The 25,070-nt window shown below is 73.1% G+C and carries 20 protein-coding genes and 2 pseudogenes; 9 read left to right on the top strand and 13 right to left on the bottom strand.

Annotated features, from left to right (window positions below):
• The first annotated feature begins 129 nt into the window (after positions 1-129).
• The 6 genes and pseudogenes from AB0K00_RS49440 to AB0K00_RS49415 all read left to right on the top strand — a co-directional run bounded on the left by AB0K00_RS49440 (position 130) and on the right by AB0K00_RS49415 (position 6,682).
• Positions 130-2,967, top strand: coding sequence for a hypothetical protein (locus AB0K00_RS49440; RefSeq protein WP_363537409.1), 2,838 nt, complete (start codon positions 130-132; stop codon positions 2,965-2,967).
• Positions 2,968-3,024: 57 nt separating this feature from the next.
• Positions 3,025-3,405 carry a hypothetical protein gene (locus tag AB0K00_RS49435; RefSeq protein ID WP_363537407.1) on the top strand — a complete coding sequence of 127 codons (381 nt, stop codon included), beginning with the start codon at positions 3,025-3,027 and terminating at the stop codon, positions 3,403-3,405.
• 145 nt (positions 3,406-3,550) lie between these two features.
• The gene (locus AB0K00_RS49430) at positions 3,551-4,078 is read left to right on the top strand and encodes a hypothetical protein (protein WP_363537405.1); all 528 of its coding nucleotides are present in this window, start codon (positions 3,551-3,553) and stop codon (positions 4,076-4,078) included.
• A 27-nt stretch (positions 4,079-4,105) separates the two neighbouring features.
• Entirely contained in the window at positions 4,106-4,987 is an 882-nt protein-coding gene (locus tag AB0K00_RS49425) for a DUF4097 family beta strand repeat-containing protein (protein ID WP_363537403.1), read from the top strand.
• Positions 4,984-5,897, top strand: a pseudogene (locus AB0K00_RS49420) (ATP-binding cassette domain-containing protein). The gene AB0K00_RS49425 and the pseudogene AB0K00_RS49420 overlap by 4 nt, the downstream one beginning before the upstream one ends.
• Entirely contained in the window at positions 5,894-6,682 is a 789-nt protein-coding gene (locus tag AB0K00_RS49415) for an ABC transporter permease (RefSeq protein WP_363537401.1), read from the top strand. Before AB0K00_RS49420 ends, AB0K00_RS49415 begins: the two are co-directional and overlap by 4 nt.
• Positions 6,683-6,758: 76 nt before the next feature.
• Here the strand turns inward: AB0K00_RS49415 and AB0K00_RS49410 are convergent, their stop codons facing one another.
• Positions 6,759-9,686: a glycosyl hydrolase gene (locus AB0K00_RS49410; protein WP_363537399.1), complete on the bottom strand. Its 2,928-nt coding sequence runs from the start codon at positions 9,684-9,686 to the stop codon at positions 6,759-6,761.
• Between the two features lie 125 nt (positions 9,687-9,811).
• The gene (locus tag AB0K00_RS49405; protein WP_363537397.1) at positions 9,812-10,387 is read right to left on the bottom strand and encodes a TetR-like C-terminal domain-containing protein; all 576 of its coding nucleotides are present in this window, start codon (positions 10,385-10,387) and stop codon (positions 9,812-9,814) included.
• A 55-nt stretch (positions 10,388-10,442) separates the two neighbouring features.
• On the opposite strand from AB0K00_RS49405, the gene AB0K00_RS49400 reads away from it, so the two are divergent.
• Positions 10,443-10,934, top strand: coding sequence for an FBP domain-containing protein (locus AB0K00_RS49400; protein WP_363537396.1), 492 nt, complete (start codon positions 10,443-10,445; stop codon positions 10,932-10,934).
• 12 nt (positions 10,935-10,946) lie between these two features.
• Here AB0K00_RS49400 and AB0K00_RS49395 read toward each other — a convergent pair whose 3' ends face one another.
• The 11 genes from AB0K00_RS49395 to AB0K00_RS49345 are packed head-to-tail and all read right to left on the bottom strand — an operon-like array spanning position 10,947 to position 23,496.
• A complete protein-coding gene (locus AB0K00_RS49395) occupies positions 10,947-11,921 on the bottom strand; it encodes a magnesium transporter CorA family protein (protein WP_363537394.1) in 975 nt (324 codons plus the stop codon).
• Positions 11,922-11,952: 31 nt separating this feature from the next.
• Positions 11,953-13,134 carry a hypothetical protein gene (locus AB0K00_RS49390; RefSeq protein WP_363537392.1) on the bottom strand — a complete coding sequence of 394 codons (1,182 nt, stop codon included), beginning with the start codon at positions 13,132-13,134 and terminating at the stop codon, positions 11,953-11,955.
• Entirely contained in the window at positions 13,134-13,670 is a 537-nt protein-coding gene (locus AB0K00_RS49385; RefSeq protein WP_363537390.1) for a SigE family RNA polymerase sigma factor, read from the bottom strand. The genes AB0K00_RS49390 and AB0K00_RS49385 overlap by 1 nt, the downstream gene beginning before the upstream one ends.
• Before the next feature lie 43 nt (positions 13,671-13,713).
• Positions 13,714-15,639, bottom strand: a complete 1,926-nt coding sequence (locus AB0K00_RS49380) for a response regulator (RefSeq protein ID WP_363537388.1) — start codon at positions 15,637-15,639, stop codon at positions 13,714-13,716.
• A complete protein-coding gene (cheB, locus tag AB0K00_RS49375; RefSeq protein WP_363537386.1) occupies positions 15,621-16,667 on the bottom strand; it encodes a chemotaxis-specific protein-glutamate methyltransferase CheB in 1,047 nt (348 codons plus the stop codon). Before cheB ends, AB0K00_RS49380 begins: the two co-directional genes overlap by 19 nt.
• Positions 16,664-18,754, bottom strand: coding sequence for a response regulator (locus AB0K00_RS49370; RefSeq protein WP_363537384.1), 2,091 nt, complete (start codon positions 18,752-18,754; stop codon positions 16,664-16,666). The genes cheB and AB0K00_RS49370 overlap by 4 nt, the downstream gene beginning before the upstream one ends.
• Complete coding sequence (locus tag AB0K00_RS49365) at positions 18,751-20,229, bottom strand: methyl-accepting chemotaxis protein (protein ID WP_363537382.1); 1,479 nt, start codon at positions 20,227-20,229, stop codon at positions 18,751-18,753. The genes AB0K00_RS49370 and AB0K00_RS49365 overlap by 4 nt, the downstream gene beginning before the upstream one ends.
• A complete protein-coding gene (locus AB0K00_RS49360; RefSeq protein WP_363537380.1) occupies positions 20,226-20,843 on the bottom strand; it encodes a chemotaxis protein CheW in 618 nt (205 codons plus the stop codon). The genes AB0K00_RS49365 and AB0K00_RS49360 overlap by 4 nt, the downstream gene beginning before the upstream one ends.
• Positions 20,840-22,231 carry a CheR family methyltransferase gene (locus AB0K00_RS49355; protein WP_363537378.1) on the bottom strand — a complete coding sequence of 464 codons (1,392 nt, stop codon included), beginning with the start codon at positions 22,229-22,231 and terminating at the stop codon, positions 20,840-20,842. The genes AB0K00_RS49360 and AB0K00_RS49355 overlap by 4 nt, the downstream gene beginning before the upstream one ends.
• Positions 22,221-22,826 (bottom strand): chemotaxis protein CheW, encoded by a 606-nt coding sequence (locus AB0K00_RS49350; protein WP_363537375.1) that lies wholly within the window; start codon positions 22,824-22,826, stop codon positions 22,221-22,223. Before AB0K00_RS49350 ends, AB0K00_RS49355 begins: the two co-directional genes overlap by 11 nt.
• 37 nt (positions 22,827-22,863) lie before the next feature.
• A complete protein-coding gene (locus AB0K00_RS49345) occupies positions 22,864-23,496 on the bottom strand; it encodes a GNAT family protein (protein WP_363537372.1) in 633 nt (210 codons plus the stop codon).
• A 74-nt stretch (positions 23,497-23,570) separates the two neighbouring features.
• On the opposite strand from AB0K00_RS49345, the gene AB0K00_RS49340 reads away from it, so the two are divergent.
• Positions 23,571-24,965: a DNA polymerase III subunit beta gene (locus AB0K00_RS49340; RefSeq protein ID WP_363537369.1), complete on the top strand. Its 1,395-nt coding sequence runs from the start codon at positions 23,571-23,573 to the stop codon at positions 24,963-24,965.
• 9 nt (positions 24,966-24,974) lie between these two features.
• A pseudogene (locus AB0K00_RS49335) lies at positions 24,975-25,070 on the top strand (cytochrome B); the annotation flags it as partial.

Here is a 25,070-nt window from a genome sequence, read left to right as displayed (position 1 = left end):
CAACGAACCGGCGACCGGAGGATGTATTGACGCTGGAGGGCCGTGAAACATTCACCGGATGGTCGGATATTTCGATACTTCAGGTGAACCGCTCGCGCGGGACACGTGCGACCCTCGATGCTTACCGCCATGTCGAGCACTGGACCGGCAGCGGTCCTTGAAGCGGCGGAGCTCTGCTCTGCCGCCGGCGACCACGCCGATGCCGCCCAATTGCTGGCGCAGGCCCTGATCACGGGCCAGTCCGACCCTGCCCTGCTGCACGCGCTCGCCGAGGCGCAGTTCGCGATCGGCTGGGCCGGCTGTGCGCTCGCCCTGCTCGCCGAGGCCCAGCGCGTCGCCCACGACGACGTTGCCGTCGCCACGGACCGTAACCAGCGCCTGCGAGAACACGGCCGGTTCGCCGAGGCGCTCGCCGTCCTGCCGGCGAACCTGGCCGCGGCGCGCGCCGACACCTACGCCGACATGGGACTGCCGGTGCTGGCGGTGGAGACGGACCCGGCCGGGCGGCGCGGGCTGTGGTGGCGCACCGGCGGGCCGCTGCGGTTCCTGCGGACCGCCCGGCGCGACGCGGAGCGGCAGGTGCTGGCCGGGCTGCTCGACCCGGCCGGCCACGCGACGCCTACGCCCGTCGACCTGACCGCGTTGCTCGTCCGGATCGTCAACGGCACCGCGCAGGACCGCGACGCCCTCGCCGCCACCCGCGCCGCGGCCGCGCACCTCGACGGTGAGCGGCGGGCGGAGGCCGCGGCGGTGCTCGCCGGGGCGCTGTGCCGGGATGCCACGCACCCGCTGCTGCTGCGGCACGCGGCGCGGCTCGCCGACTCGCTCGACCGGCACGGGCCGGCGCTCGCGCTGTACCGCAGGCTCGCGGCGGACCCGAGCCCGATCGAGGTGCTCGTCCGGCAGGGCGAACTGCTGATCCGGATGCACAGGCCGCCGGAGGCGGTCCGGTTCGTCGAGGGCCTACCCGCCGAGACCGCCCACGCGGTCGCGCTGCGCGAGGTCGTCTCGCAGGCGTACACCGAAGCCGGGCTGCCCGCCGCGGCCGCCGGCGCCCACGACGCGTCCGGCGTGGTGGCGGACTGGCACCGGTCGTTGTGGTGGCGCATCGGCGGGCCGCTGCCGTTCCTCCGGCGACGGATGCGCGACCGCGACGATGCGATCATCGCGGACTGGACCCCGCTGCCCGTCGAAGCGGTGCTCGGAGCGTCTGGCGCCACCCCACCCGCGGACCTCATGGACGCCGTCGCCCGCGGCGCGGCGGTCCAGGAGCGCGCCGCACGGGCCGAGGAGCGGGACGGCCCGTCGGCCGCGATCGACGTCCTCGCGGCGGCGACCGCCGCCGGTGCGCCGGATCCGTACGTCATGCGGGACCTCGCCGAGCGGCTGTTCCTCGACGACCGTGAGGAGGCGGCGCTCGCCTGGTTCGACCGGGTCGTGGCGGCCGACCCGTCCGACCTCGACGCGGTCTACGGGCGGCTCGGCGCGCTCACCTGGCTGGACCGCACGAGGGACGCCCTGGAGGTCCTGGACGCCCTGCCGCCGGAGGTCCGGGGCGCGGCCGCCATCCGCAGCCGGGAGTCCTGGCTGTATGAACGGCAGCGCTTCTGGACCCCGGCGCTGGACGCGATCGGACCGGGCGCGACCGCACCGCACTGGCTGCGCAGCGCCCAGCGGCGGCTCTGGTGGCGCACCGGCGGTCCGCTCTGGACGATCAGGCGCCGGATGCGCGACTCCGATCAACGGGCGCTGGACGCGTGGCGGTCCGAGACGCTGCCGCTGCTGTCCACCCTGGATCGTGTGGTCCCGGGCGTCACGCCGGGCATGCGGACCGTGGTCGACTCGCACGCGCTCGACCATGCGATGCTCACGCTGTTGTGGGAACGGGCCAACGTCGTGGCCCGGCTTACCGCCGGGTTCCTGGCGGCCGTGGCGGCGTTCGCTGTCCTCGCCCGGATCGCCGCGACCACGCTCGGCCTGCCGACCGGCTGGGCGGTGCTCGCCGGGGCCGCCGCGGCGGGTCTGGACTACCTGGCGCTGCGGCGGTGGCTGTTCCCCTACACCCGCGCCGACGACCGCCGGCTGGTCGTCACCCGGGCCGCACCGCTCATCGTCACGCTCGCCGTCGCCGGCGCCGTCAGCTACCGGTTCCGCCACGAGTTCGACGGCTGGCCGGCGCTGCTCGGCGGGGCCCTCGCCGCGCTCGCCGTGATGGCCACCGCGCGGCTCACCGCCGCCGCCGTGTGGCGGGCCGTCGGGGCCTGGGTGCTGCGCCGCTTCCGGCGCGGTGAGCCGCGCGCCGCGGCACTCGTGGAAACCCTCGCGCTGCTCATGGAGCTGCGGGAACCCGCCAAACGCAACGACCTGCGCTGGCGCCGGTTCTGGCTGCAGCGCCTGGAGCGGATCGCGTACGCCGTCGAACACCACCTGCCCGCCGCGTTCGGGTTCGTCGACGCCGACACGCACCGGCAGCTCACCGAGGGCGGTCGCGGTGCGGCCCGCGCGGTGCGGCAACTGAAGTTTCTCGTCGCCGCCCCGGCCTCCCCGGACGCGTGGCGCCGCGTCGAGGACGTGCTGCGGCACAACACCGCTGCGTTCGCCACCGGCGAGCTGGGCCGGCTGCGGCGGGCCGAGCCGGTCGCCGCCCCGGCGCCGGTGCGGCGCAGCCGCCGCGCGATCGCCGTCGAGACCCTGCGGGTGGCCCTGTTCGCCGGGCTCCCCCTCGCCGCGGTCTACGCGGCGCAGCCGTGGCTCGCGTTCTCCGAGACGGTGCACGACTGGGCGAAGGTGGTCGGGCTCGGCTGGGCGCTGCTGTACGTCCTGTTGACCCTCGACCCGACGCTGCGGGACAAGCTCGGCGCCGCCCTGTCCGTGGTCACCCTCGGCCAGAGCGGCGGCATCCCACCCGCCGGCGACCCCGAGGCGCTGGCACGTTTCCGTGATTCGACCAGGTCAGCGGCTCCGTAAAGTTCTGTGCATCGCAAGGAACACATCGCGAACCACAGACATACAAGGGGAACCGACATGAGCGAGTACGGCGAGATCGAGACCGGCGAGCAGCACGAGTCGCTGGACCAGCTGCACCAGGTCGACGCCAGCGAGCAGGACTACCAGTCCCAGTTCGGCGTCTACGAGCAGGACCACGCGTCGGCCGAGTCGACGTCCTTCGACCAGGGCCACCACGTCGAGTACACCGACCCCAACGGCGGGCACTACGAGGAGTCGGACTTCACCTCCTACGACCACTCGGCCGCCGAGACCGACCACGTGTTCGCCGCCGAGGGCTCCGAGTCCGCGTCGTCGAGCGAGTTCCACCAGCTCGACACCCTGCGCGCCCAGCTCGACACCGCGTTCGCCCAGGCGACCGTGGTCCAGGACGGCCCGGCGGAACTGGCCGCCTCCTGAACAACCGCGTGCTCGACAACTCCAGAGCTTCATCCCTGCAGCGGTGCCGGTCAGCCTGAAAAATGGCGGGCCGGCACTGACTCGTTCTCCGCCTCCCTGGCGCCATGGCATTGCTGTGGCGCCATTTTGGTGTCATAGTGGCGCCATGGATTTGACGCCGTACGTGGACAACCTCCGGCAGGAGCTTGCCGTCGCCGCGCAGGCCGGTGGGGACGAGGCGCGGGCCCTCGCCGAGCGGCTGTCGGCGCCGCTGGATTCGGCGGTGCGGTTGACGCTGCTCGGCGCGCTGTCGGCGGCAATGGACGAGGTCACCCGCGAGCTGGCGCCCGGATCCGTCGACGTCAGGCTGCGCGGGGTCGACCCCGAGTTCGTCGTGACACTACCCCCGGCCGACCACGCCGACGAGCCGGCGCCATCGATGGCACCACCGGCGCCACCCATGGCGCCACAGGGCGGGGACGACGACGGCAACGCGGCGCGGATCAACTTCCGGCTGCCGGCGCACCTCAAGGCCAGGGTCGAGGACGCCGCCGGGCGGGAAGGGCTGTCGGTCAACGCCTGGCTCGTCCGGGCCGTCGCGACCGCCCTCGAGCCCGTGCCGCAGGCCGGCGCCCGGCCGCCGGGCCGGAGCCGGGGCCGCGGCGAGCAGGGCTTCACCGGCTGGGTCAGCTGACCATCCCGAGGCAGAAAAGAGACCACGATGCCGAGCTTCGACACTCCCGAACCGATCGCCGTGACCCTCGAGTTCGACATCGGGTTCGCCCGGGTCGTCGGCGGGGCACGCACCGAGACCCTCGTCGAGGTGCTGCCGACCAACGGCGCCGACGACGCCGACGTGCGCGCGGCGCAGGAGACCCGGGTGACCTACAACGGCGGGGCGCTGCTGGTGAAAGGGGCGCGGAAGCGTTCCCTGTTCGGCCGGCCCGGCTCCGTCGACATCATCGTCGAGGTGCCGGCCGGCTCCGACGTGCGTGGCACGACCGCGGTCGGCGACATCAGCTGCGAGGGGCGGCTCGGCGAGTGCCGCATCCGCGCGGCGGCCGGCGTGATCCAGGTCGAGGAGGCCGCCACGGTGCACCTGCGCTCCAGCCACGGTGACATCCGGGTGCAGCGCGTCGGGCACGACGCCGACGTCACCGGGTCCGGGCGGATCGAGGTCGGCGCGGTCGGCGGCGCCGCCGCGGTGAAGAACGCCAACGGTGACACGACGATCGGTGAGGTCGGCGGCGAGCTGCGGGTCAGCTCGTCCAACGGCCGGATCACCGTCGGGGTCGCGCACGCCGGCGTCGAGGCGAAGTCCGCCTACGGCAACATCCGCGTCGGCGACCTGGCCCGCGGGCGGGCGCTGCTGCAGACGTCCGCCGGTGACGTCGAGGTCGGCATCCGGGACACGACGGCCGCGTGGCTGGACGTGCACACCGCCCTCGGCAGCATCCGCAACTCGCTCACGCCGTCCGACGGGCCCGGCGAGGGCAAGGAGACCGTCGAGATCCGGGCCCGCACCAGCCTCGGCGACATCATCGTGCGCCGTCCCGACACCCACGTCACCGGCGCCACCGCTACCGGGAAGGGACAGCCATGACCATCACCGCCACGGGACTCGTGAAGTCCTACGGCAAGCAGCCCGTCCTGCGCGGGGTCGACCTGGACGTCGCGGAGGGCACCGTCTTCGCCCTGCTCGGCCCGAACGGGGCGGGCAAGACCACCACGGTGCAGATCCTGTCGACGCTCATCGCCGCCGACGCCGGTGAGGTGCGGGTGGCCGGGCACGACGTGCGGCGCGACGGCGACGCGGTGCGCGCCGCGATCGGGGTCACCGGGCAGTTCGCCGCGTTGGACAACCTGCTGACCGCGAGCGAGAACCTGATGCTGATGGCGGACCTGCACCACCTGGACCGGCCGGTCGGCGGCGCCGCACCGCCGAGCTGTTGGAGCGCTTCGACCTCACCGAGGCCGCCGGCCAGCCGGTCGTCACGTTCTCCGGCGGGATGCGGCGCAAGCTGGACCTGGCGATGACGCTCGTCGGCAGCCCCAGGGTGATCTTCCTGGACGAGCCGACGACCGGGCTCGACCCGCGCAGCCGGCGCACGATGTGGGACATCATCCAGGGCCTCGTCGCCGACGAGCGGGTCACCATCTTCCTGACCACGCAGTATCTGGACGAGGTGGACCGGCTCGCCGGCCGGGTCGCGGTCCTCGACGGCGGCCGCATCGTCGCCGAGGGCACCCCGGCGGAGCTCAAGCGGCGCATGCCCGGCGGGCACATCCGGATGCGCTTCGCCGGCGTGCCCGACCTCGACGCCGCGGCGGGACGGTTCACGACCGGGACCCCCGACCGGGAGGCGCTGACGCTGCGGATCCCGGGTGACGGGCGGCCCGCGACGCTGCGCTCGGTGCTCGCCGTCCTCGACGGTGTCCCGGTGGAGGAGCTCACCGTGCACACACCCGACCTCGACGACGTGTTCCTCAGCCTGACCGGAGGCCCCCGATGACCACGACGTCCTACGCGGCCCGCGACGCGATGACGATGCTGCGCCGCAACCTCAAGCACGCCCAGCGGTATCCGTCGATGACCGTGTCCGTGGTCATGGTGCCCGTCTTCATCCTGGTGCTGTTCAACGCCGTGTTCGGCAAGGCGCTCGGTGCGGGGATCGGCGGCGTGCGGTACATCGACTACATCGCGCCCGGCGTGATCCTGATGGCGGCCGCGTCGGGTGCCCTCGCGACCGCCGTCGCGGTGTGCGTCGACAAGACCGACGGCATCGTCAACCGCTTCCGCACCATGGCGATCTCGCGGGCGTCGTTCCTGACCGGGCACGTCGTGGGCGGCACGCTGCAGACCCTGCTGAGCATCGCCGTCGTCGTCGGGCTGGCACTGCTCATGGGGTTCCGGCCCTCGGCGACCCCGCTCGAGTGGCTCGCCGCGACCGGGCTGCTCGGCCTGCTCGCGTTCGCGATGACCTGGGTGTCGGCCGCGATCGGCCTGGTGGCGTCCAATGTGGAGAGTGCCAGCAACCTGCCGATCCCGTTGCAGTTCCTGCCGTTCCTGGGCAGTGCGATCGTGCCGACGGACGCGATGCCGGGCTGGCTGCGGTGGTTCGCGCAGTACCAGCCGTTCACGCCGGTCATCGAGACCTTGCGGGGGTTGCTGACCGGCAGCGGGATCGGCGCCAGCGGGCCCATCGCGCTGGCCTGGTGCACGGGGTTCGGGCTGCTCGGCTACCTGTGGGCGAAGCGGGTGTTCACCGGCGGGGTGGCGGGGCGTCCGGCCGCCTGAGTCACACCACGACGGGCGGGCCTCCGTGAGGAGACCCGCCCGCTGCGGCGTTTTTTCTAGACGGTGTAAGGGTTTTCTAGACGGTGTAAGGGATCGTCAGGGTCGACTGCCGGCCGTTGGCGGCGGAGGCGTCGATCCGGACCGTGGTGGCGGCGTTGCCGATGGCGTTCCAGACCTCCAGGCGGACGCAGCCGTTGCTCATCGCGGCGAGGCTGCCGGTCGACGAGGACAGGCCGACCGCCTGGGTGTACTGCTCGGTCCCGACCACCGGGTCGGTGGCGAAGTACCGGTAGGTCTCCGTCCGCCCGTAGGTGCCGCCGGTGAAGGCGTAGGACACCCGGACCTGGATGCCCTGGCCGACCGCGGTCCCGGCGTCGACGTGCAGCGAGAACGCCGTCGCGCCGCCGTTCGGTGCGCCGGTGATGCCGCACCGGGTGTAGGTGACGGGGTTGTGCGGCGTGCCGTCGTAGTTGCCGTTGGCGGCGGACACCGTCTGCGTGCCGGCGGTCCCACCGGCGGTCGTGTTCAGCGCCGGCCCGCTGCGCAGGTAGAACAGGTTCGATCCGACCGGCGGCTGGGACGACGGGGGCTGCGATGACGGCGGCTGGGAGGACGGCGGGTTCGACGTCGGGGGCTGTGACGTCGGCGGGTTGCTGGTCCCGCCGCCGCCGACCCAGGTGAACGCGCCGGTCGTCGCGGTCTTACCGGCGGGCACGGTCAGCGTCCGGCCGTCGGAGAACGTGACGGTCAGCGGCGAGCCGGTCAGGTTCGACGCCACGTAGGTCTTCGCGCCGTTCTTGGTGAACACCGAGTACAGCGGGGTGTTCGCGGTGACGGACGTGTCGACCGTGCCGAGCGCGGCGAGGTTGCGCAGCCAGTGGAACGTGTGCGCCTTGCTCTCGCCCTCCTCCGGCGTGTATCCGGTGTTGGCCCGGAAGTTCGCCAGGGCGGCGTCGCCGTTGCCGAGCGCCTGGAAGGACCACAGGACGTCCTGCCACACGGTCGGCGGGCCACCGTTGTTGGTGACCAGCTCGTTCCAGTTGGTGGTGTTGTAGGCCGGCTTGTAGCCCATGTACAGCGAACCGCCGGTGATCGGCAGCATGTTGATGCCCTGGATCATCTCCGGCTCGCCGGAGAACCAGGTGGCGTACGCGCCGCCGTCGCCCCAGACCATGCCGACGGTGTTGTGCCCGAAGGTGCTCGGGAAGTTCTGGTTGGACGAGTCGAACCAGTACTCCTGGATCGCCTGCGCCTGGGTGGTGTAGATGAACAGGCCGGCGTCGCGCACCGCGGTGTTGCCGGTCGCCTGCCCCCACTGGATGAGGGCGTTGGCGAAGTTCATGCCCTCCGAGGAGGACTCCTGGTTGTTGCCGGCGCCGAACGCCCCGTGCCCGGAGGCCCAGTCGTGGCCCGCGTAGATGTCGAAGTCCCGCAGGAACGGGAACATCGTGTCGTTGCGGTCGGGGTTGTTGGCGTCGCGGATGAGCAGGTTGACCATGCTGCCGTAGGCGCCGTTGGCGGCCCACGCCGGGTCGAACTTCGCCAGGGTCGCGGCCGCGGCGATGTAGTACCCGTAGTGGAAGTGGTGGTCGTTGAGCTCGCTGTCGGAGCCGTAGGAGGCGGGGTAGCCGATCAGGGTGCCCCAGTTGGCGTCGTACACGAACAGCCGGGTCGCCTCGCCGGCGCTGGCGGTGAACCAGTTGGTGAGGCGGGTGCGGATCGCGTTGAGCAGCAGGTCGCGCTGGGCGGTGCGGCCGAGCTGGTCGGCGATCTCCGCGGCCCGGGCGGCGCGGCCGAGGCCCTTGCCGGTCCAGTAGGTGTCGTCGCCGAAGCCCGCGAGGGGGTCACCGGTCGCGACCTGGTCGAGGTAGCCGCCGAGGGTGGTGAGGTCGGCGCCGCTGCTGTCGGCGACCGCGGGGATCTCCGGCAGCACGCCCTGATACTTCGTGCCGGTGGTGAACGACGAGACGCCGGTGAGGGTCTTCATCGCCCCGCGCGGCGAGACGTAGGTCTGCGCGATCGGCGTGGCGCCGGTGAGGGCCTTCCACTGGTGCGGGTAGAGCGACACGACGGTGCCGGAGCCGCTGCCCTCGCGGGCGGTGGTGGTGAACGCGTAGGTCGCGTTGACCGTGCTGGTGCCCTGGTTGTACGCCCAGCTGACCCTGGTGCCGGTCACGTGGTTGTGCGCGTACGTGCCGTAGGTGTTGGCCAGCGCCGTGCGGTCCGCCGCGGGCGTGGACGGGGTCGTCGGCAGCACCGCCACCGAGTAGTAGTCCTTGCCGGCGAGCGTCGAGGAGATGGTGCTGCCGCTGACGGTCCAGGTGGCACCGGTCGGCGCGTAGGCGACGTAGTCGTGGCCGCGGACGGTGAAGCCGACCCGGGCGCCGCTGTTGCTCCAGATGGTCGGCGCGCCGCCGAAGGTCAGCTGCGCGTTGCCGCCGCTGGTGCGGGCGTAGACGAAGGGCAGGCCGTGGCCGATGGTGGCGCGCAGCGTGCGGGCGCCGTCGGACCAGGAGGGGGTCACGGTCCAGTCGGTCCAGCCGTCGACCTTGGTGTCGGGCGAGTTGAGGCCGGCGACGCCGAGGGTGAACTCCGTGGTGTACGGGAAGTGGTACTCCCCCACGCCGTTGGCGGTGCCGGAGATCGCGGCCTCGGTGGTGTAGCTGACGCCGAGCCCGTTGTTGGCCGGCTTGAAGTTCAACGGGTGCGCGACCAGCGGTTCGGAGTAGGCACAGTTGAACTTCTTGAACAGCAGTGACGACCACCAGTCGTTGGTCGGCACGGCGCCGGCGGGGGCGTTGGCGGTGACCCATTGGCGGGGGTTGGTGCCGATCGATCCGCAGCCGGCCGGCGGGGCCTGACCGGCGGGGCGGGTGGTGGCGTAGCTGCCGGAGCCGAGGCCGGCGGCCTCGGCGCTCTGCAGGGCGAGGAAGGTGACCGCGGTGCTGACGAGCGCGAGCGCGGCGGCACCGGCGAACCAGGGTCGGCCTCGGGTAAGGCGCATCGGGTGGGACTCCGATCAGAAGTGGCGGGCTTCTAGGGGTCCCTGGTGATTTTGGGCAACCACCGTGACAATTGTCAATGGTCAACTTGTGAGAGCGCTCTCAAACACCGCCCTGAGCTGCTGTTTCATGCTGAGAGCGCTTCCCGCCAGCGGGTCAGGAGGAGGTGCATCGCGGCCACCGCGCGGCGCCAGGACGCCTCGACGTCGCGCGGGTCGTTGAAGCCGCCGCGGCTCTCCAGGTCGACGAAACCGTGGAAGGTGGCGCGCAGCAGCCGCACCGCGTCGGTGAGGTCGGGCTCGTCCAAGCCGTAGCCGCGCAGCATCCCGTAGGTCAGCTCGATCCCGCGGACCGACCCGGCGGTGTCCAGGTCCGCCGGGTCGAGCGGTTGCTGCATCGCCGCATACCGGCCGGGGTGCGCGCGGGCGTAGTCGCGGTAGGTGTCGGCGAACGCCACCAGGGCGTCCCGGCCGGACCGCCCGGCGACGGCCGGGCCGAGCAGGTCGGCGAACTCCGCGGCGGCCAGCAGCGCCACCCGGGCGCGCAGGTCGGGCAGGCCGCGCACGTGCGAGTAGAGGCTGGCATCCTTGACCCCGAAGTGCCGCGCGACCGCGGAGACGGTCACGGCGGCCAGGCCGACCTGGTCGGCGAGGTCCGCGGCGGCGCGCGTCACCAGGTCGGCGGTCAGTCCCGCACGTCTCATCCTAGGCACAATAGTCAGTTGCCTAGGGTCATTAGGCATCGGTACCGTCGGCGCCGTGAGACCACTGACCGAGCCCGACATCCGCGCGTCCTTCGTCAACTGCTCCAAGGGCGAGGCGAAGCGCCTTTCACTGCCCCGCGACCTGGCCGACCGGCCCTGGCCCGACCTGGACTTCCTCGGCTGGCGCGACCAGGGTGCCCCGGACCGCGCCTACCTGGTGACGCCGTGGGAGGACGGCGTCGTCGGCGTCGCCCTGCGGCTGGCGGCCCAGCAGCGCGGGTTCCTGCACCGCAACATGTGCTCGCTGTGCCTGACGACCCACTCCGGCAACGGCGTGTCCCTGATGACCGGCCGCCGGGCCGGTGAGGCGGGCCGCCGGGGTGACTCCGTCGGCTCGTACATCTGCAGCGACCTGGCCTGCTCGCTCTACGTGCGGGGGTTGAAGACACCCGAGACCGGCACCCGCCTCAAGGAGACGTTGACGGTGGACGAGCAGGTGGAGCGGACCCGCGGCAAGCTCGGCGCGTTCCTGGCCCGGCTGCTCTAGACACGCGCCGGCTCACCACCAGCCCTGGCGCTTCGCCCAGGTGAGCAGGGTGCCGGACATGACGCCCATGACGACGAGGGTGGCGATCAGGTGCAGGCCCTGGGTGTGGTCGTTGACGATGAGGTTCATGCCGAGCACCGACGACAGCGCGGTGATCGGCAGGGTGACCGCGGCGATCACGGCCAGGCGCTCCGCGGCGATGGTCATCTTCGTCTCGGTCCGCGCCTGGTAGAACTCGATGACGCCCTGCAGGTACTCCCGCTCGCCGTCGGCGACCGACCGGACCCGGTTGAACTGGTCGACGACGTCGGCGATGTAGTGCCCGTCCTGCGGGTGCCGCGACAGGGTCGCCATCCGGCCGTAGATCTCGCCGCCCAGGGCCGCCATCGTGCGCACCGCAAGCAGGCCGTGCCGGGCCTGGAACAGCTCCTCCAGGAACTGCTCCGGGTCGCCGAGGTGCCCGGCGGTGACCCGTTGCTCGAGCCGCCACACGTCGGCGGTCATGTCCTCGACGAGGGTCTCCTGCAGCCGGCTGATGCCGGACACGATCGCGTAGGACAGCTCGAACGGCGTGGCCGGCGCGAGCTTCCCGGCCTCGATGCGGCGCAGCACGTCGCGGGTCTGCCGCAGCGGGATGTCCGGCGGGACCGCCGGGTTCGTCGGCCCGTGCACGGTCACCAGGAACCGCTGCCCGATGAACTGGTCCAGCTCCACGTAGTGCACGTGCCCGCGGGCGCCGAGGTGCGGCGCGTGCAGCACCACGAAGACGTGATCCTGGTAGGGGTGGATCTTCGGCACCCGGTTGCGCTGGGCGGCGTCGCGCAGCGCGAGCGGATGGAAGCCGAACACCTCGCCCAGCACCTGGCTCGCCGCCGCGTCGCAGACCGGCACGTCGACCCAGAGCAGACCGTCGCCGTCGAGGAGAGCCGGGAGCTCCTCGACGGCGTGCGTGCTCACCGTTCCTGACCGGATGACCCGGACGTCCATGCGGTCACGATCGCACACCCCCGTGGCCGCGTCACCGGTCCCCCGTGACGGCCAGGACCGTGCCGTCGGCCGCCGTCGCGAAGCCGGTGACCTTGTGTGCGGACTGCTGCGGTACCCCGCTGATCCAGCCGATGTGCAGCTGCGGGTGGGCGCTCCAGCGGACCGAGCCGTGCCCGGTCGACACCGGGGCGGCCAGGGTCACCTTGTCGCCCGGGCCGACGTAGACGAGCAGCACGACCTTGGTGCCGCCGGGCTGGTCGAACTCGTCGCGCCCCAGGTAGAAGCCGATGTCGAACGGCGGCCGTTTGTAGATGCCGAGGTCGCGCACCTCGGTGAGCTGGCCGTTGCCGTTGTCGCTGCCGGCGTGCAGGTGCGCGCCGGCGGCGTCGCCGGCGAACCAGAGCACGAGCTTGCCGCCGTCGGCGAGGACCACGCCGGTCGGCATGGGGTCGCCGATCGGCACCGCGTCGTCGGCGATGACGATCGCCCCGTCGCTGCGCTGGACCTCGTCGCCGCCGGTGGCCACGACGGTGCCGGCGGCGTCGCGGGCGGTGAACACGAGCTTCGGCGCGGCCTCGTTGACCATCCCGGTGGGCCCTGCCGCGATGCCGGTCCGCCGGACCCAGAACAGCGTCGTCCCGGGCATGTCCGGGACGCCGGTGGTGGCGGCCTCGGCGTGCTGCCCGTCCCAGGTGACGTCGACGCGGAGGTCGGCGCCCTTGACCATGCCGTAGTCGACGATGCCGCCGTTGCGGTCCTCGATCTCCATGATCGTGGAGAACCCGCCGGCCGCCGAGACGTTGATGCCGAAGTCGAACCGCCGGAACTGGGTGGTCTTCTCGGTGTACAGCCCGGCGAACACCCCGTTCATCTCGTCGGCGTAGCGGAAGACCAGCTCCTCCTGCGCGCCGTACGCGATGCCGGTGCGGATGAGCGGGCCGACACCGGGCAGTTCGGTGCCGGAGACGAAGTTGGTCACCGCGGGTGCCGGGCGGCTGTGTCCCAGCGTCGGTGACGGCGCCGGTCCGGCCGGCCCGCCCGCCAGGGCCGTCATGGTGGCGCCGACGGGCACCAGTACCGCGGCGGCGAACGCGACCAGACCGGTGAACCGGCGGCGCCGGGCCCGCTGCCGGATCTGCCCGAACGTCGCCTGCGGTTCGAGGTCGCGGGTCTCGTCACGCATCGCCTGACGGAGCTCTTCGATGCTGCGCATCACCACACCCCCTTGGTCTCGCTGTCTGCGGTGGTCACGGTGGACAGCGCCGGGTCGATGCGCAGCTTGCGCAGGGCCCGCGCGCTGGTGCTCTTGACGGTGCCGAGGGCGACGCCGAGCTCGTCGGCGGTCTGCTGCTCGGTGAGATCCAGGTAGTACCGGCAGACGACGACGGACCGTTCGCGCCGGGAAAGCCCTTGCAGCGCCCGCGCGACGCTCTGCCGGGCGACGACGGCGTCGGCCGGGTCCCGCTCCGCGCGGCGGGGTTCGGGCACCTCCCCCACCGGCCGTTCCCGCAGGAACCGCCGCCGCCACCAGTCGTTGTGCAGGTTCACCAGGATCCGCCGGGAATAGCCGTAGGCGTCGCCGGCCTCGATGCGGGCCCAGGCCGTGTAGGTGCGCACCAGGGTCTGCTGGGTCAGTTCCTCGGCGTGCGCCGCGTCCCCGGCGAGCAGGTACGCCACCCGGTACAGCCGGGGCGCGGCGGCGCGCATGAAGCTTGCGAACTCATCGTCGTCGTCCCTCGGACGCTGCATGCACTCCATACTCCGCAGCGCCCCGAAAGGTTCTGCGGCCCGGTCAGGAGTCGGGAAGGGTGAAGGAGAAGGTGGCGCCGCACCCCGGTTCGCTCTGCGCCCAGACGCGGCCGCCGTGACGGTCCACGATGCGCTGCACCGTGGTGAGCCCGATGCCGGTGCCCGGGAAGTCGCTGCTGTCGTGCAGCCGGCCGAAGGGGCGGAAGAGCTGGTCGGCGCGTTCGGCGGGGAACCCGGCGCCGTTGTCGCGGATGTAGAACGCCTGCGGCGAGCGGCCGATCTCGATCCGCGGCGACGGGGTGCGGCCGGTGAACTTCCACGCGTTGCCGACCAGGTTGACCAGGACCGCGCGGACCAGCTCACCGTCGCACGAGGCGCGCATGCCGGTCTCCACGGTGATCTCCACGGCGCGGCCCGGGTCCCGCTGGCGCAGCTCCTCGACGACGTCGGCGGCGAGCGCCGACAGGTCGACCTCGGCGCGCTGGATCTGGCCCCGGTTGGCGCCGGCGAGCTCCAGCAGCGCGTCGATGAGCGCGTTCATCCGCCTGGCCGCCTTGTGGATGCGCAGGACCAGGTCCGCGGGTTCCTTCCCGGACTGCTCCTCCAGCAGCAGCTCGCTGAAGCTGAGGATCGTCTGCAGCGGCGAGCGCAGGTCGTGGGAGACGGAACCGCTGAACGCCTCCAGCTCCCGGTTGCGCCATTCGAGCTCCTCGACCAGCTCGGCGCGGGTCTCGGCGACCTGCCGGGCGGCCCGTTCCTGCGCCGCCTCCAGCTCCCGGCGCACCAGCTCGTCGCGGATGCGCCGGTTCTGCTCGTGCAGCTGCTGCCGGCGGATGTGGGCGCGGATGTGGGCGCGCAGCGTGTTCGCGCCGTCGGTGCGGCGCACGTAGTCGTCGGCGCCGGCGGCGAGGCAGTCCAGCAGCGCGTCACCGGCGCCGAGGCCGATGACCGGCATGTCGCGCAGGCCCGGCACCGAGCGGATCCGGGAACACAGCGCAAGGCCGTCCACGCCGGGCACGTCCACGGCGAGCACGACACACCCGGCGGGCTGCACGGCGAGCATGGCGAGGGCGTCGTCGGCGTCGGGCGCGGCGACCGGCTCGTACCCCTCCTCCCGCAGCAGCTCCGCCGCCTGGTCCAGGAACACCCGGTCGGCGTCGACGAGGAGCACCTTCACCTGGCCGTGGAACGGGCCGGCCGCGGGCAGCGGGGTGTCGGTGCTCTTGCGCAGCACGGCGGCCAGCTTCGCCAGCACCACGGTCAGGTTCTCCTGCTTGCGCACGAAGGCGTCCGCGCCGGCGTCGAGGATCTGCAGCTCGGTCGCGTAGTCGTCGGCGGCGGTCAGCAGCAGGCACGGCACGTTGCGCAGGGTCGCGTCGAGCCGGATCCGGCGGATCACGGTGGCGCCGTCGATGCCGGGCAGGATCCCGTCGACGATGATCGCGCTCGGCGGGCGGGCGGCGGCGGCCCGCAGCCCCTCCTCGCCGCTGACGGCGGTCTGCACCTCGTAGCCGGCGGAGGTGAGCAGCTGCCGCAGCTCCTCGCGGAACGTGAGGCTGTCGTCGATGACCAGCACGGACCGTTCGGCGGGCGGGTCGGCGCCCCGCTGGAGCAGTTCCCGGCTGCGGGCCACGACCGCGTGCGCGTCGTAGGGCTTGCCGACGTAGTCGTCGGCGCCGTGCCGCAGCCCGCGCAGCCGGTCGCTGACCTCGGCCTCGCTGGACAGCAGCAGCGCCACCACCCCGGCGTGGCGCGGGTGGGCGCGCAGCTCGCGCAGCAGGTCGACGCCGTCGGCGTCGGGCAGCAGCACGTCGAAGAGCGCGACGTCGAACTGTTCGGCGTCGAACGCGTTGCGCGCGTCGGCCCCGGACCCGCACAGCACGGTGCGGAACCCGCCGTCCTCGAACGCCTCGTGGAGGTCCATCCGGACGGTCAGGCTGTCGTCGACGATCAGGACAGTGCTCGCCATCCGACCTTCTCCGTCAGGCTCGCCGCGATCTGGTCCGGTGGCAGGATCTCCACGGCCGCGTTCAGTGCCACGGCCTCCTTCGGCATGCCGTACACCACGCAGCTGCCCTGGTCCTGCGCGTAGGTGTGGGCACCGGCGCGGCGCATCGCGAGCAGGCCCTCGGCGCCGTCGCGGCCCATCCCGGTCAGCAGCACGCCGGTGGCGCCCGCGCCGAGTTCCGCGGCGACCGACTCGAACAGCACGTCGACCGACGGCCGGCACGAGTGCCGCGGCGGGCCCGAGGTCAGGTGCAGGTGCCCGCCACGCACCGTCAGGTGCCGGTCCGGCGGCGCCATCACGACCTTCCCGGCGATCGCCTGCAGGCTCTCCCCGCCGCGGGCGTAGCGCACGTCGTGCCCGGTCTGCTCGGCGAGCCAGCCGGTGAACGCCTGGGCGAAGGACTCGTTGGCGGCGAGGTGCTGCACGTACAGCAGCGGGACCGTGAAGCCCACCGGCACCCCTCGCAGCATCGTGACGATGGCACCCGGGCCGCCCGTGGAGGCGCCGACCGCGACGAGTCGTTTCGGGATCTGGTGGGTACGGGCCACCGGCGCGGGTGGCGCGGCACCGTTCGCGGCCGGGCGGTGCCGGGTCACCACCCGGATGCGGGACACGACCTTCACCGCGGTGCGCAGCCGCGCGCCCCACGTGTCGTCGGAGGCGTCGCCGCGCGGCTTCTCCAGCACGTCGACGGCGCCGGCGGCGAGCGCGTCGTAGGTGGTGAACAGCTCCTGCCGGGACGCGGAGCACACCACCAGGATCGGTGTCGGCTGGCTCGCCATGATCCGTTCGGTGGCGACGAGCCCGCTCATCACCGGCAGCACCACGTCCATGGTGATGACGTCGGGCCGCAGCCGCCGGCACAGGTCCACGGCCTGCGCCCCGTCGACGGCCTCGCCGACGATGTCGAAGCCGTGCCGTTCGGTGAGCGCCTCCCGCAGGAAGTGCCGCACCGTCGAGGAGTCCTCGACCACCAGGACCTTGATCACGGCTCCCCCACGAGGTCGCGGATGTGACCGAGAAGCTCCTCCTGGTTGAACTCCGACTTCACCATGTACGCGCTGGCGCCGGCCTCGACGCCGCGCTGCCGGTCCTCGGCGGACGCCCGGGAGCTGACCAGGATCGCGGGCGTGTCGCGCAGCACCTGGTCCTCGCGGGTCAGGGCGACGAACGTGAACCCGTCGATGCCGGGCATGTCGATGTCGACGAGGAACAGGGCGTACCGGCGCAGCTTGACGCGCTCCAGGGCCTCCTCGGCGGAGGCGGCCAGCTCGACCTGGTAGCCCGCCGACTCCAGGATGCTGCGCTCCAGCATCCTGGTGGTGAGCGAGTCGTCCACGACGAGGATCGGGTCCCGTTCGGGGCCGGCGCCGGCCTCGCCGGCGACCGGATCGGCGGTGGGTGCCTTGCCGGTGGCCGCGGCGGCCAGGCCGTGCGGGTCGAGCACGATCCGCGGGTTGCCCTCCGCGTCGATGGACAGGCCGTTGACGACCGCGCTGGCCGGGGCGAGCTCCGGCAGCGGCCGCACGACCAGCGCCGACGTGCCCAGCAGCCGGTCGACGCCGACGGCGACGGTGCGCTCGCCGGCGGCAAGGATGACCGCGACCGCGCCGCCGGCCGTGGCCTGCGGCGGCGTCTTCGCCAGGACCTTGGCCAGCGGCAGGAACGCGATGACGTGCCCGTCGTGGGCCATCGCGCCCGCGGCGCCGGCGGCGGCGACCTCCACGGCGTCGAGCAGCACGCAGGTGCGCACCGCGTCCAGCGGCAGCGACACGAGGGTCCCGGCGGACTCGACGACGAGGCCGGACAGCGACACCAGCGACAGCGGCACGACCAGCTCGACAGTGGTGCCGCGGCCCGGTTCGGTGCTGACGTTGACCTCACCGCCGAGCTGCTCGGCGACGTCACGGACCGCGTCGAGGCCGATCCCACGGCCCGAGATGCCGGTCACCTCGCCGGCGGTACTGATCCCGCCGTGCATCAGCAGCCGCATCAGCTCCCGCACGTCGGCCTCGGCGCCGGACGTCACGAACCCCCGGGCCTCCGCCTGCCGGCGCACGGCGCCGAGGTCGAACCCGCGGCCGTCGTCGCGGCACCGGAACGCGGCGTTCGTGCCGCGGCGGTGCACCTCCACGGCGACGTACCCGGCGCCGGGCTTGCCGGCGGCGAGCCGTTCGGCCTCGGTCTCCACCCCGTGGGAGACGGCGTTGCGGACCACGTGCAGCAGCGCGCCGGACGCGAGGCTCAGCACGTGCGGGTCCAGTCGCAGGTCGCCGCCGCGGCTGTCGAAGACGACCTTCTTGCCCTCGGCGTCGGCGGCGTCGTACGCGGCCCGGTGCAGCATCGTCAGCACCGTCGCGACCGGCACCAGCCGGAGCCGTTCGGCGCGGCCACGGATGTCGTCGAGCTCCCGTTCGACCTGCTCGACGGTCTCGGTGAGCTGGCGGCCGAGTGCGGTGAGGTCGGCGGCGAGCCGGGTCGCCATGCCGCCGGTCCGCCCGTCGGCGCCGTCCTGCTGCGCGCCGCGGATCCGCAGCTGCTCGGTGATCGCCTCGGCGGCCCGGCGGGCCCGTTCGACGGTCGCGACCTGCCGCCGCAGCGGCGCGAACCGGGCGTGCGCCTCGCCGACGGCGTCGAGCAGCTCGTCGATGTCGGCGCTGTCGCTGCGCACCGGCGCGGCGGCGGGCTGCGGCTCGGTGCTGGCCTTCTCCGCGGCGGGCGGCGGTAGTGGTGGTGTCTCCGGTGCCTGGAGCGCGCCGGCGAGGGCCGACATCCGGTCGGTCAGGGTGAGCAGCGTGGCGACCGTCTGCGGGTCGACCGGTGCGGCGCCGTCGCGGTGCGGGACGAGCAGCTCCTCCAGGGCGTGCGCGGCGTCGGCGATCTCGCCCTGCCGCACGACCCGGGCGGCGCCCTTGAGCGTGTGCGCGTGCCGCAGCAGCCGCGCCACCGGCTCGCGGTCCGTGCCGTCGCGGGTCAGGTCGAGCACGCCCTGGCTGAGCTGGTCGACCAGCTCCCGGGCCTCGATCCGGAAATAGCGCAGCGGATCCTTGGCCACCGCGGGGGTCGGGGCGCTCAATGGCGTTCGGCGCCCGCGGCGACCAGCCTCAGCAGCTCGTTGGAGAGCCCGGCGAGATGGGTCGCGGTCTGCCTGGTCTGTACGGCGCTGGACTCGCTCTCCTGCGTGACCCTGGCGGTGTCCGTCACCGCGACGTTGACCTGCTCGACCGCGGTCGTCTGCTGCTTGGTGGACAGCTCGATCTCACGTGCCGACTCGGTCGTCGTCGCGACCAGGTCGGCGATCTGCTGGAAGGACGCGGTGACCGCGCCGAACTGCCGGGTGCCGGCGTCGACCGCCTTCGCGCCGGTCTCGGTCGCCATGACCGTCGTGTTCACCGCGCCGCGGACGTCGTCGATGAGGGCCCGGATCTCCTTCGCGGAGCCCGCGGTCCGGTCGGCGAGCTTGCGGATCTCGTCGGCGACGACGGCGAAGCGGCGGCCCCACTCCCCCGCGCCGGACGCCTCGATCGTGGCGTTGATGGCCAGGATGTTGGTCTGCTCGGCCAGCTCCGACACCAGGTCGACGACGCCGCCGATCTGCTGCGAGCGCTGGCCGAGCTCCAGCATGTGCTGCACGATCAGGTCGACCTGCCGGCGGATCGCGGTGATCGACTCGCGGGCCTGCTCGATGGTCGCGTCGCCGGAGTGCGCGGCCACGGCCGTCTCCTCGGCGATCTTCGCCACCCGTTGCGAGCCCTCGGAGATCTGCCGCGACGTGATCAGCAGCTCCTCGATCGTCGTGTTGATCTCGCTCATCGCGGTCGCCTGCTCGCGGGCGCCCGTCGCCTGCTGGCTGGCGGCGGCCTCCAGCTGCGCCGAGGAGCTCTGGATGTGCCCGACCGCGCCGGCGACCTGCCGGCCCAGCGCGCGGGTCAGCAGGATCGCGATGCCGATGCCGAGCGCCAGCGCGACGACCGCGATGACGATCACCACGACGGTCGCCACCTGCGCCGTGTTGGAGGCGGCGTCGCGCTGGTCCATGAGGTCCTGCCGCAGCAGCGCGGCGAGCGCGTCGATGTGCTGGTTGAGCGCCTCGCGCTGCGGCACGACGTCGTCCTCGAACGCGTCGGCGATCCGCTGCGCCGTGACCGTGCTGTCCTGCCGCAGCGTCAGGACCTCCTCCAGCGCGTTCTGGTGCCCCTGCTCGGCCTGGACGGCGAGGTTGAGCAGGTCACGTTCCCGCTGGGAGTCCGCGACGTCGCGCAGCTGCTGGACCGCCCGGCTGAACTCGGCCCGGGCGGCGACGATCTCGGCCCGGAACTTGTCGTCGCCGGTCAGCAGGAACCCGCGGGAGGCGCTGCTCTTCTCCTCGACCGCGACCCGCAGCTGCTGCGCCTCGACCAGGCCCTGCACACCGATGTCGATCACGTGGTCCTTGCCGGAGACCACGGTGTCCAGCGCACCGACCGTGACGCCGCCCGTGACCAGGGTCAGCAGCACGACGACCGCGAAGCCCGCGGCGAGCTTGCGGCCGAAGGTCCATTGTCGCTTCATCGTTCCCCGTCTCTTGCTCCGCTGTTCCCGGTCAGTGCCTGGATCGCGGCGCTGTTCCCGGTCGGTGCCTGGATCGCGGCGTTGTTCCCGGTGAGTGCCTGGATCGCGGCGCGGACGGCCGGTACGTCGACGATCGGGCGGGCGCCGCCGTCGAGGGGGACGATGCCGCGCAGGCAGCCCCGCGGGCCGTGGCCCGTCGACTCCTCGACGATCAGGTCGCGGGGGACGCGCAGGTGCCCGTCCAGCTCCTCGAAGGCGAGCGCGACCGGTGGCTCGCCCGCGGCCAGGACCAGCCAGCGGGCGCCGGCGCCGGGCGGGTGGCCGAAGACGGCACCGAGGTCGTAGACGGGCACGATCGAGCCGCGGAAGCTCGCCACGCCGAGCAGCGCGGGCAGCGGGCCGGGCAGCCGCGTCACCGGCCGGTCCGGGAACAGCCCGGCCGCCTGGGTGAGGCGCAGCGCGTACCGGTGCCCGCCGACCTTGATCGCGAGCAGGTCGTCGAAGCCGGCGACCTCCTCGCGGTGCGGGTCGGCGAAGGACCGGTCGAACGACTCGCGCAGCTCCGCCAGCCGCCGCTGCATGTCCCCGCTCTGCGTGGCGTGGGTGGTGGTCATCGGGCCGCGGCCAGTTCGGCGTGGCACAACGCGATCAGGGCGCCGCGGCCGAAGCCGCCGCCGAACAGCAGGATGCGCTCGTCGCTCTCGTGCCGCAGCAGGGTCACGGCGCGGTCCAGCTCGCGTTCGGCGGTCCGCAGGTCGCCGCGGCGGCGCGCGATCAGCCCCAGCCGCAGCCGCGGCATCGCGAAGGCGGCGTCCAGGTGCGCGGCCATCCGCCGGTGCTCCAGCGCCGCGGCCGGGTCCCCGTCGCCCTCGAGGCACTCGGCGAGCAGGTGGTGCGCGTCCGGGTTGAGCGCGTCGCGCTCCAGCAGCCGCCGGCACAGCGCCGCTGCCCGGCCGGTGTGACCGAGGTGGGCGAGGACCGCGCCGCGCACGAGCATGACGTCGGGCCGGTCCGCCTCGGCCGTGGCGATGCCGTCGAGGACGGCGAGGGCGGCGCCGAAGCGCTCCTCCTGCACGAGGTGCAGCACCTGGTCCCGCTGCCGCGTCTGGGGCTGCGCGAGCATCTGGGGTTTGGCCTTGACCGCGGGGACGGTACGGGTGGGTCCGTGCGTCAGTGTTGCCGGCGGTACCACATCCGCTTTCTGGTAGTAGAACGTGCCGTGGGTGTGCTGGACGGTCAGGGCGGTCGGCCGGCTGCCGAGCGTGTCGGTGTGGCCGAGGAACAGGTAGCCGCCCGGCGCGAGGGCGCGGGTGATCCGGGCGACGGCGGCGGCGACCGTGGCCGGGGTCAGGTACATCAGCAGGTTCCGGCAGAACACGACGTCGTAGGTGTCGGGCGCGAACAGCAGCGGGTCGTCGTTGGCGGCGTTGTACTCCAGGAACCGCACCCGCCCGCGGAGCCGCTCGTCGATCTCGACGCCGTCGGCGTCTGCCTGGAACCAGCGGTGCTGGGCGGCGGCCGGGGTCTCCCGCAGCGACCAGCGGGAGTACCGGCCGGCGGCGGCGACCCGCAGCGCGGCCCGGTTGACGTCGAGCCCGACGATCGAGGTGTCCCAGGACGGATCGACGCGTTCGGCGGCGACCATGGCCAGGGTGTACGCCTCCTCGCCGGTGGAGCAGCCGACCGACAGCAGCCGCAGCCGCCGTTCACCGGACCGGGCCCGGACCCGCTCCGGCAGGACCACCTCGGCCAGCACGTTGAACTGTTCGATGTTGCGGAAGAAGTACGTCTCGTTGATGGTGACCGCCTCGGCGAGAGCGGCGAGCTCGTTGTTCCAGGCGGTGCCGAGGCGGTCCAGGTAGCCGCGGCCGGACAGGCCGTGCTGGGTGGCGCGGGCGCGCAGGACCTCGGCGAGCTGCGGGTCGCGCTTGTCGTCGAACGTCATGCCGAGCCGCGCCGACAGCAGCTGGCGCATCCGGGTGATGTCCTCGTCACGCTCCATCGGACGCCACCTCGATGTCTGCTCCCGGTCCGGCGCCGGTGTCTGCCCTCAGCCTGGCGCCGGTGTCTGCTCTCGGGCCGGAGCCGATGTCGGTCGTCAGGCCGGCGCTGACGTCTGTCCTCAGGCCGGCGCCGATGTCGGTCATCAGGCCGGCGCTGATGTCGGTCATCAGGCCGGTGCCGCGGAGGAACAGCAGCGGGCGGGAGTCCAGCACGCCGACGGCGACCACGAGCCGGGTCGCGGCGGCGGCGAGCATCGGCGGCGGGGGGCGGCTCCCGTCGGGCTCGACCGGCAGGACCCCGATGACCGGTCCGGTGGCGTACGCGAGCGGGCCCTGCTCGGTGCGCGTCGCGACGTACCGGCTCGGCCGCTGCGCCCCGGCGCCGAGCAGCCTGGCCGTGTCGACGACTGGCACCGCGACGCCGCGGATCACGCTGACCCCGAGCAGGATGTCGGCGGTGCCCGCGAGCGGCTGCACCGGCAGCGGCCTGATGGTCTCCACCACGTCGCGCAGCGCGAGGGCACACAACAGGTCGCCGACGCCGAAGACCAGTGACAGTCCCGGCGGCGCCTCCGTGACAGCAGTGATCGCCACGTGATCATGATATGTGTCGAAGGTCGGTTTTTTACCACTATCGGGTGAGACGGGTGATCAGCCGCTCCTTCGCCGCCGGCCAGTCGTCGTCGACCATCGCGTACAGCACGGTGTCCCGCCACGAGCCGTCCGCCCGCTGCCGGTGCTTGCGCAGCACACCCTCCTTGGTCGCGCCGAGCCCTTCGATCGCCGCCTGCGAGCGGGTGTTGCGGATGTCGGTGTACCAGACGACACGCACAGCGCCGAGCTCCTCGAACGCGAACGTCATCATGAGCAGCTTCGACTCCATGTTCATGCCGGTGCGCCACCACCGCTGCCCGAGCCAGGTGTAGCCGATCCACAGCGTGCGCTGCACGGGGTCGGGCTCGGCGAACGACGTCGTCCCGGCGAACTGCCCCGTTGCGGCGTCGAGCTGGGCGTACGGCAGCCGCCGCCCGCGCGCCCGAGCCGCCAGCGCGGCCGAGATGTGCCGCTCGGCATCGGCCACCGTGGCGGGCGCCTGGAGACCCCCACCCGGCGGGCTCTGCCAGCGGAACACCTCCTGCCGCTGCTCGGCATCACCGGCGGCGGCGAGGTAGCCAGGGGCGTGCTCCAGAGTCAGGGGGACCAGGCGGACCTTCTCCCCGGCGAGAGCGGGCATCGCGAACCATCTGTCGTCATCGGTCGTCACGCCCGCCAGTCCAGCATCGCGGAGGCGTTCTTGCGGAGCGGTTTTTTGTCGTACCTCGGCGGTAGGTTCCCGGCATGGACGTGACCGCACCTGTAGCCCGGCTCGCCACCGCCGCCGCCCTCATGCTCCGGCTGCTGACGGCCCGGTCCCTGCAACCGTCGCACGTGGCGGCCCTGCTGCGCGCCGACGACGCCGGCCTGCACCTCATCGGCACCGACGGCGAGGTCACCGTCCACCTGCGCGTCCCGGCGACGGTCCACACCCCGGGCGAGGTCACCGTCCCCCGCCGCGCCGTCGCGGAGACCCTGACCACGCTGGACGCGGCCGACGCCCGCCTCACCGTCCAGGGCGGTCGCCTGGCGATCCGGGTGCCGGGCGCACGGTTCGCCCTGCCCAGCCTCCCGGACGCCGCCCCGCTAACCGTGCGGCTGCCACCCGCCCACGGCACAGTCACCGGCGACGACCTGCGGGCGGCAGCGGTCCCCGTCGCCGGCGCCGCCTCCCGCGAGCACGCCCTGCCGATGTTCACCGGCGTCCGCCTGCGCACCCACGACTCGGCACTGACCCTGCTCGCCACCGACCGCTTCCGCCTGGCCGCCGCCTCAATCCCCTGGCACGCCACCCTCCCACCGTCAGCCACGCCCCCGCCGTCAGCAACCCTCCCGCCGTCCGCCACCCTCCCACCGTCGGCCACGGTCCCGGCCCATGGCGACAGCGCCGCAGCGGGCATGGACACTCCGGCCCACGGCGCCACGGCGGACAGTGCCGTCCAGGCGGATAGTGCCGTCCAGGCGCGCAATGCCGTCCGGGCGGGCAATGACAATCCGGCGGGCAGTGCCGTCCTGGCGGGCAGCGAGGCTCCGGCGGCGACTGGCGCTCCGGCAGGCGCTGGCGACGCGGGGGGCGCTGGCGCCCGGGTCGAGGCACTCGTCCCCGCCGCCATGCTGGCCCGCGCCGCCCAGCAACTGGGACGCGTCCCGGCCGTCCACGTCCACGCGGGCGACGACGTGTTCGCCCTGTCGTGGGACGACGGCAGCATCACGACCGCCACCATCGGCGGCGGCTATCCCGACGCCCAGCTCTCCCGCCTGCTCGACATCGCCCCCGCGTGCACCGTGGAGGTCGACGCCGACGCTCTCGCCCACGCGGTCGACCGCGCCACCGCCTATGGCGGCCCGCACGGCCGAGTCACCCTCCAGGCAATCGACGGCGCCCTCCTCGTGCGCGCCGACGACCCCCTCACCGGCGAATCGGAGCAGACCGTCAAGGCCACCGTCGACAGCGGCCACACGATCCGCGCATTCCAGGGCCGCCTGCTCCTCGACGCCCTGCGCGCCTTCTCCCACCACACCGTCCAGCTCCGCATCCAGGAGGGCATGCGCGCGACCGCCTTCACCGCCCACCTGCCCGCCGCCACCCTCGACTACCTCGTCGTCCCGCTACGCACCCCACCCCCCACCGACACCTGACCCACCGAAGTCCGCACCACCATGGGCCGGTTCACCCCCGCCCAGGCGACCGCGGCGATCGTCGTGTCCTACTACTGGCACTTCGTCGACGTGGTGTGGATCGCA

The sequence above is a fragment of the Dactylosporangium sp. NPDC049525 genome, assembly GCF_040676755.1.
Taxonomy (GTDB): Bacteria; Actinomycetota; Actinomycetes; order Mycobacteriales; family Micromonosporaceae; genus Dactylosporangium.
This window is presented reverse-complemented; position numbering and strand designations above follow the sequence as displayed.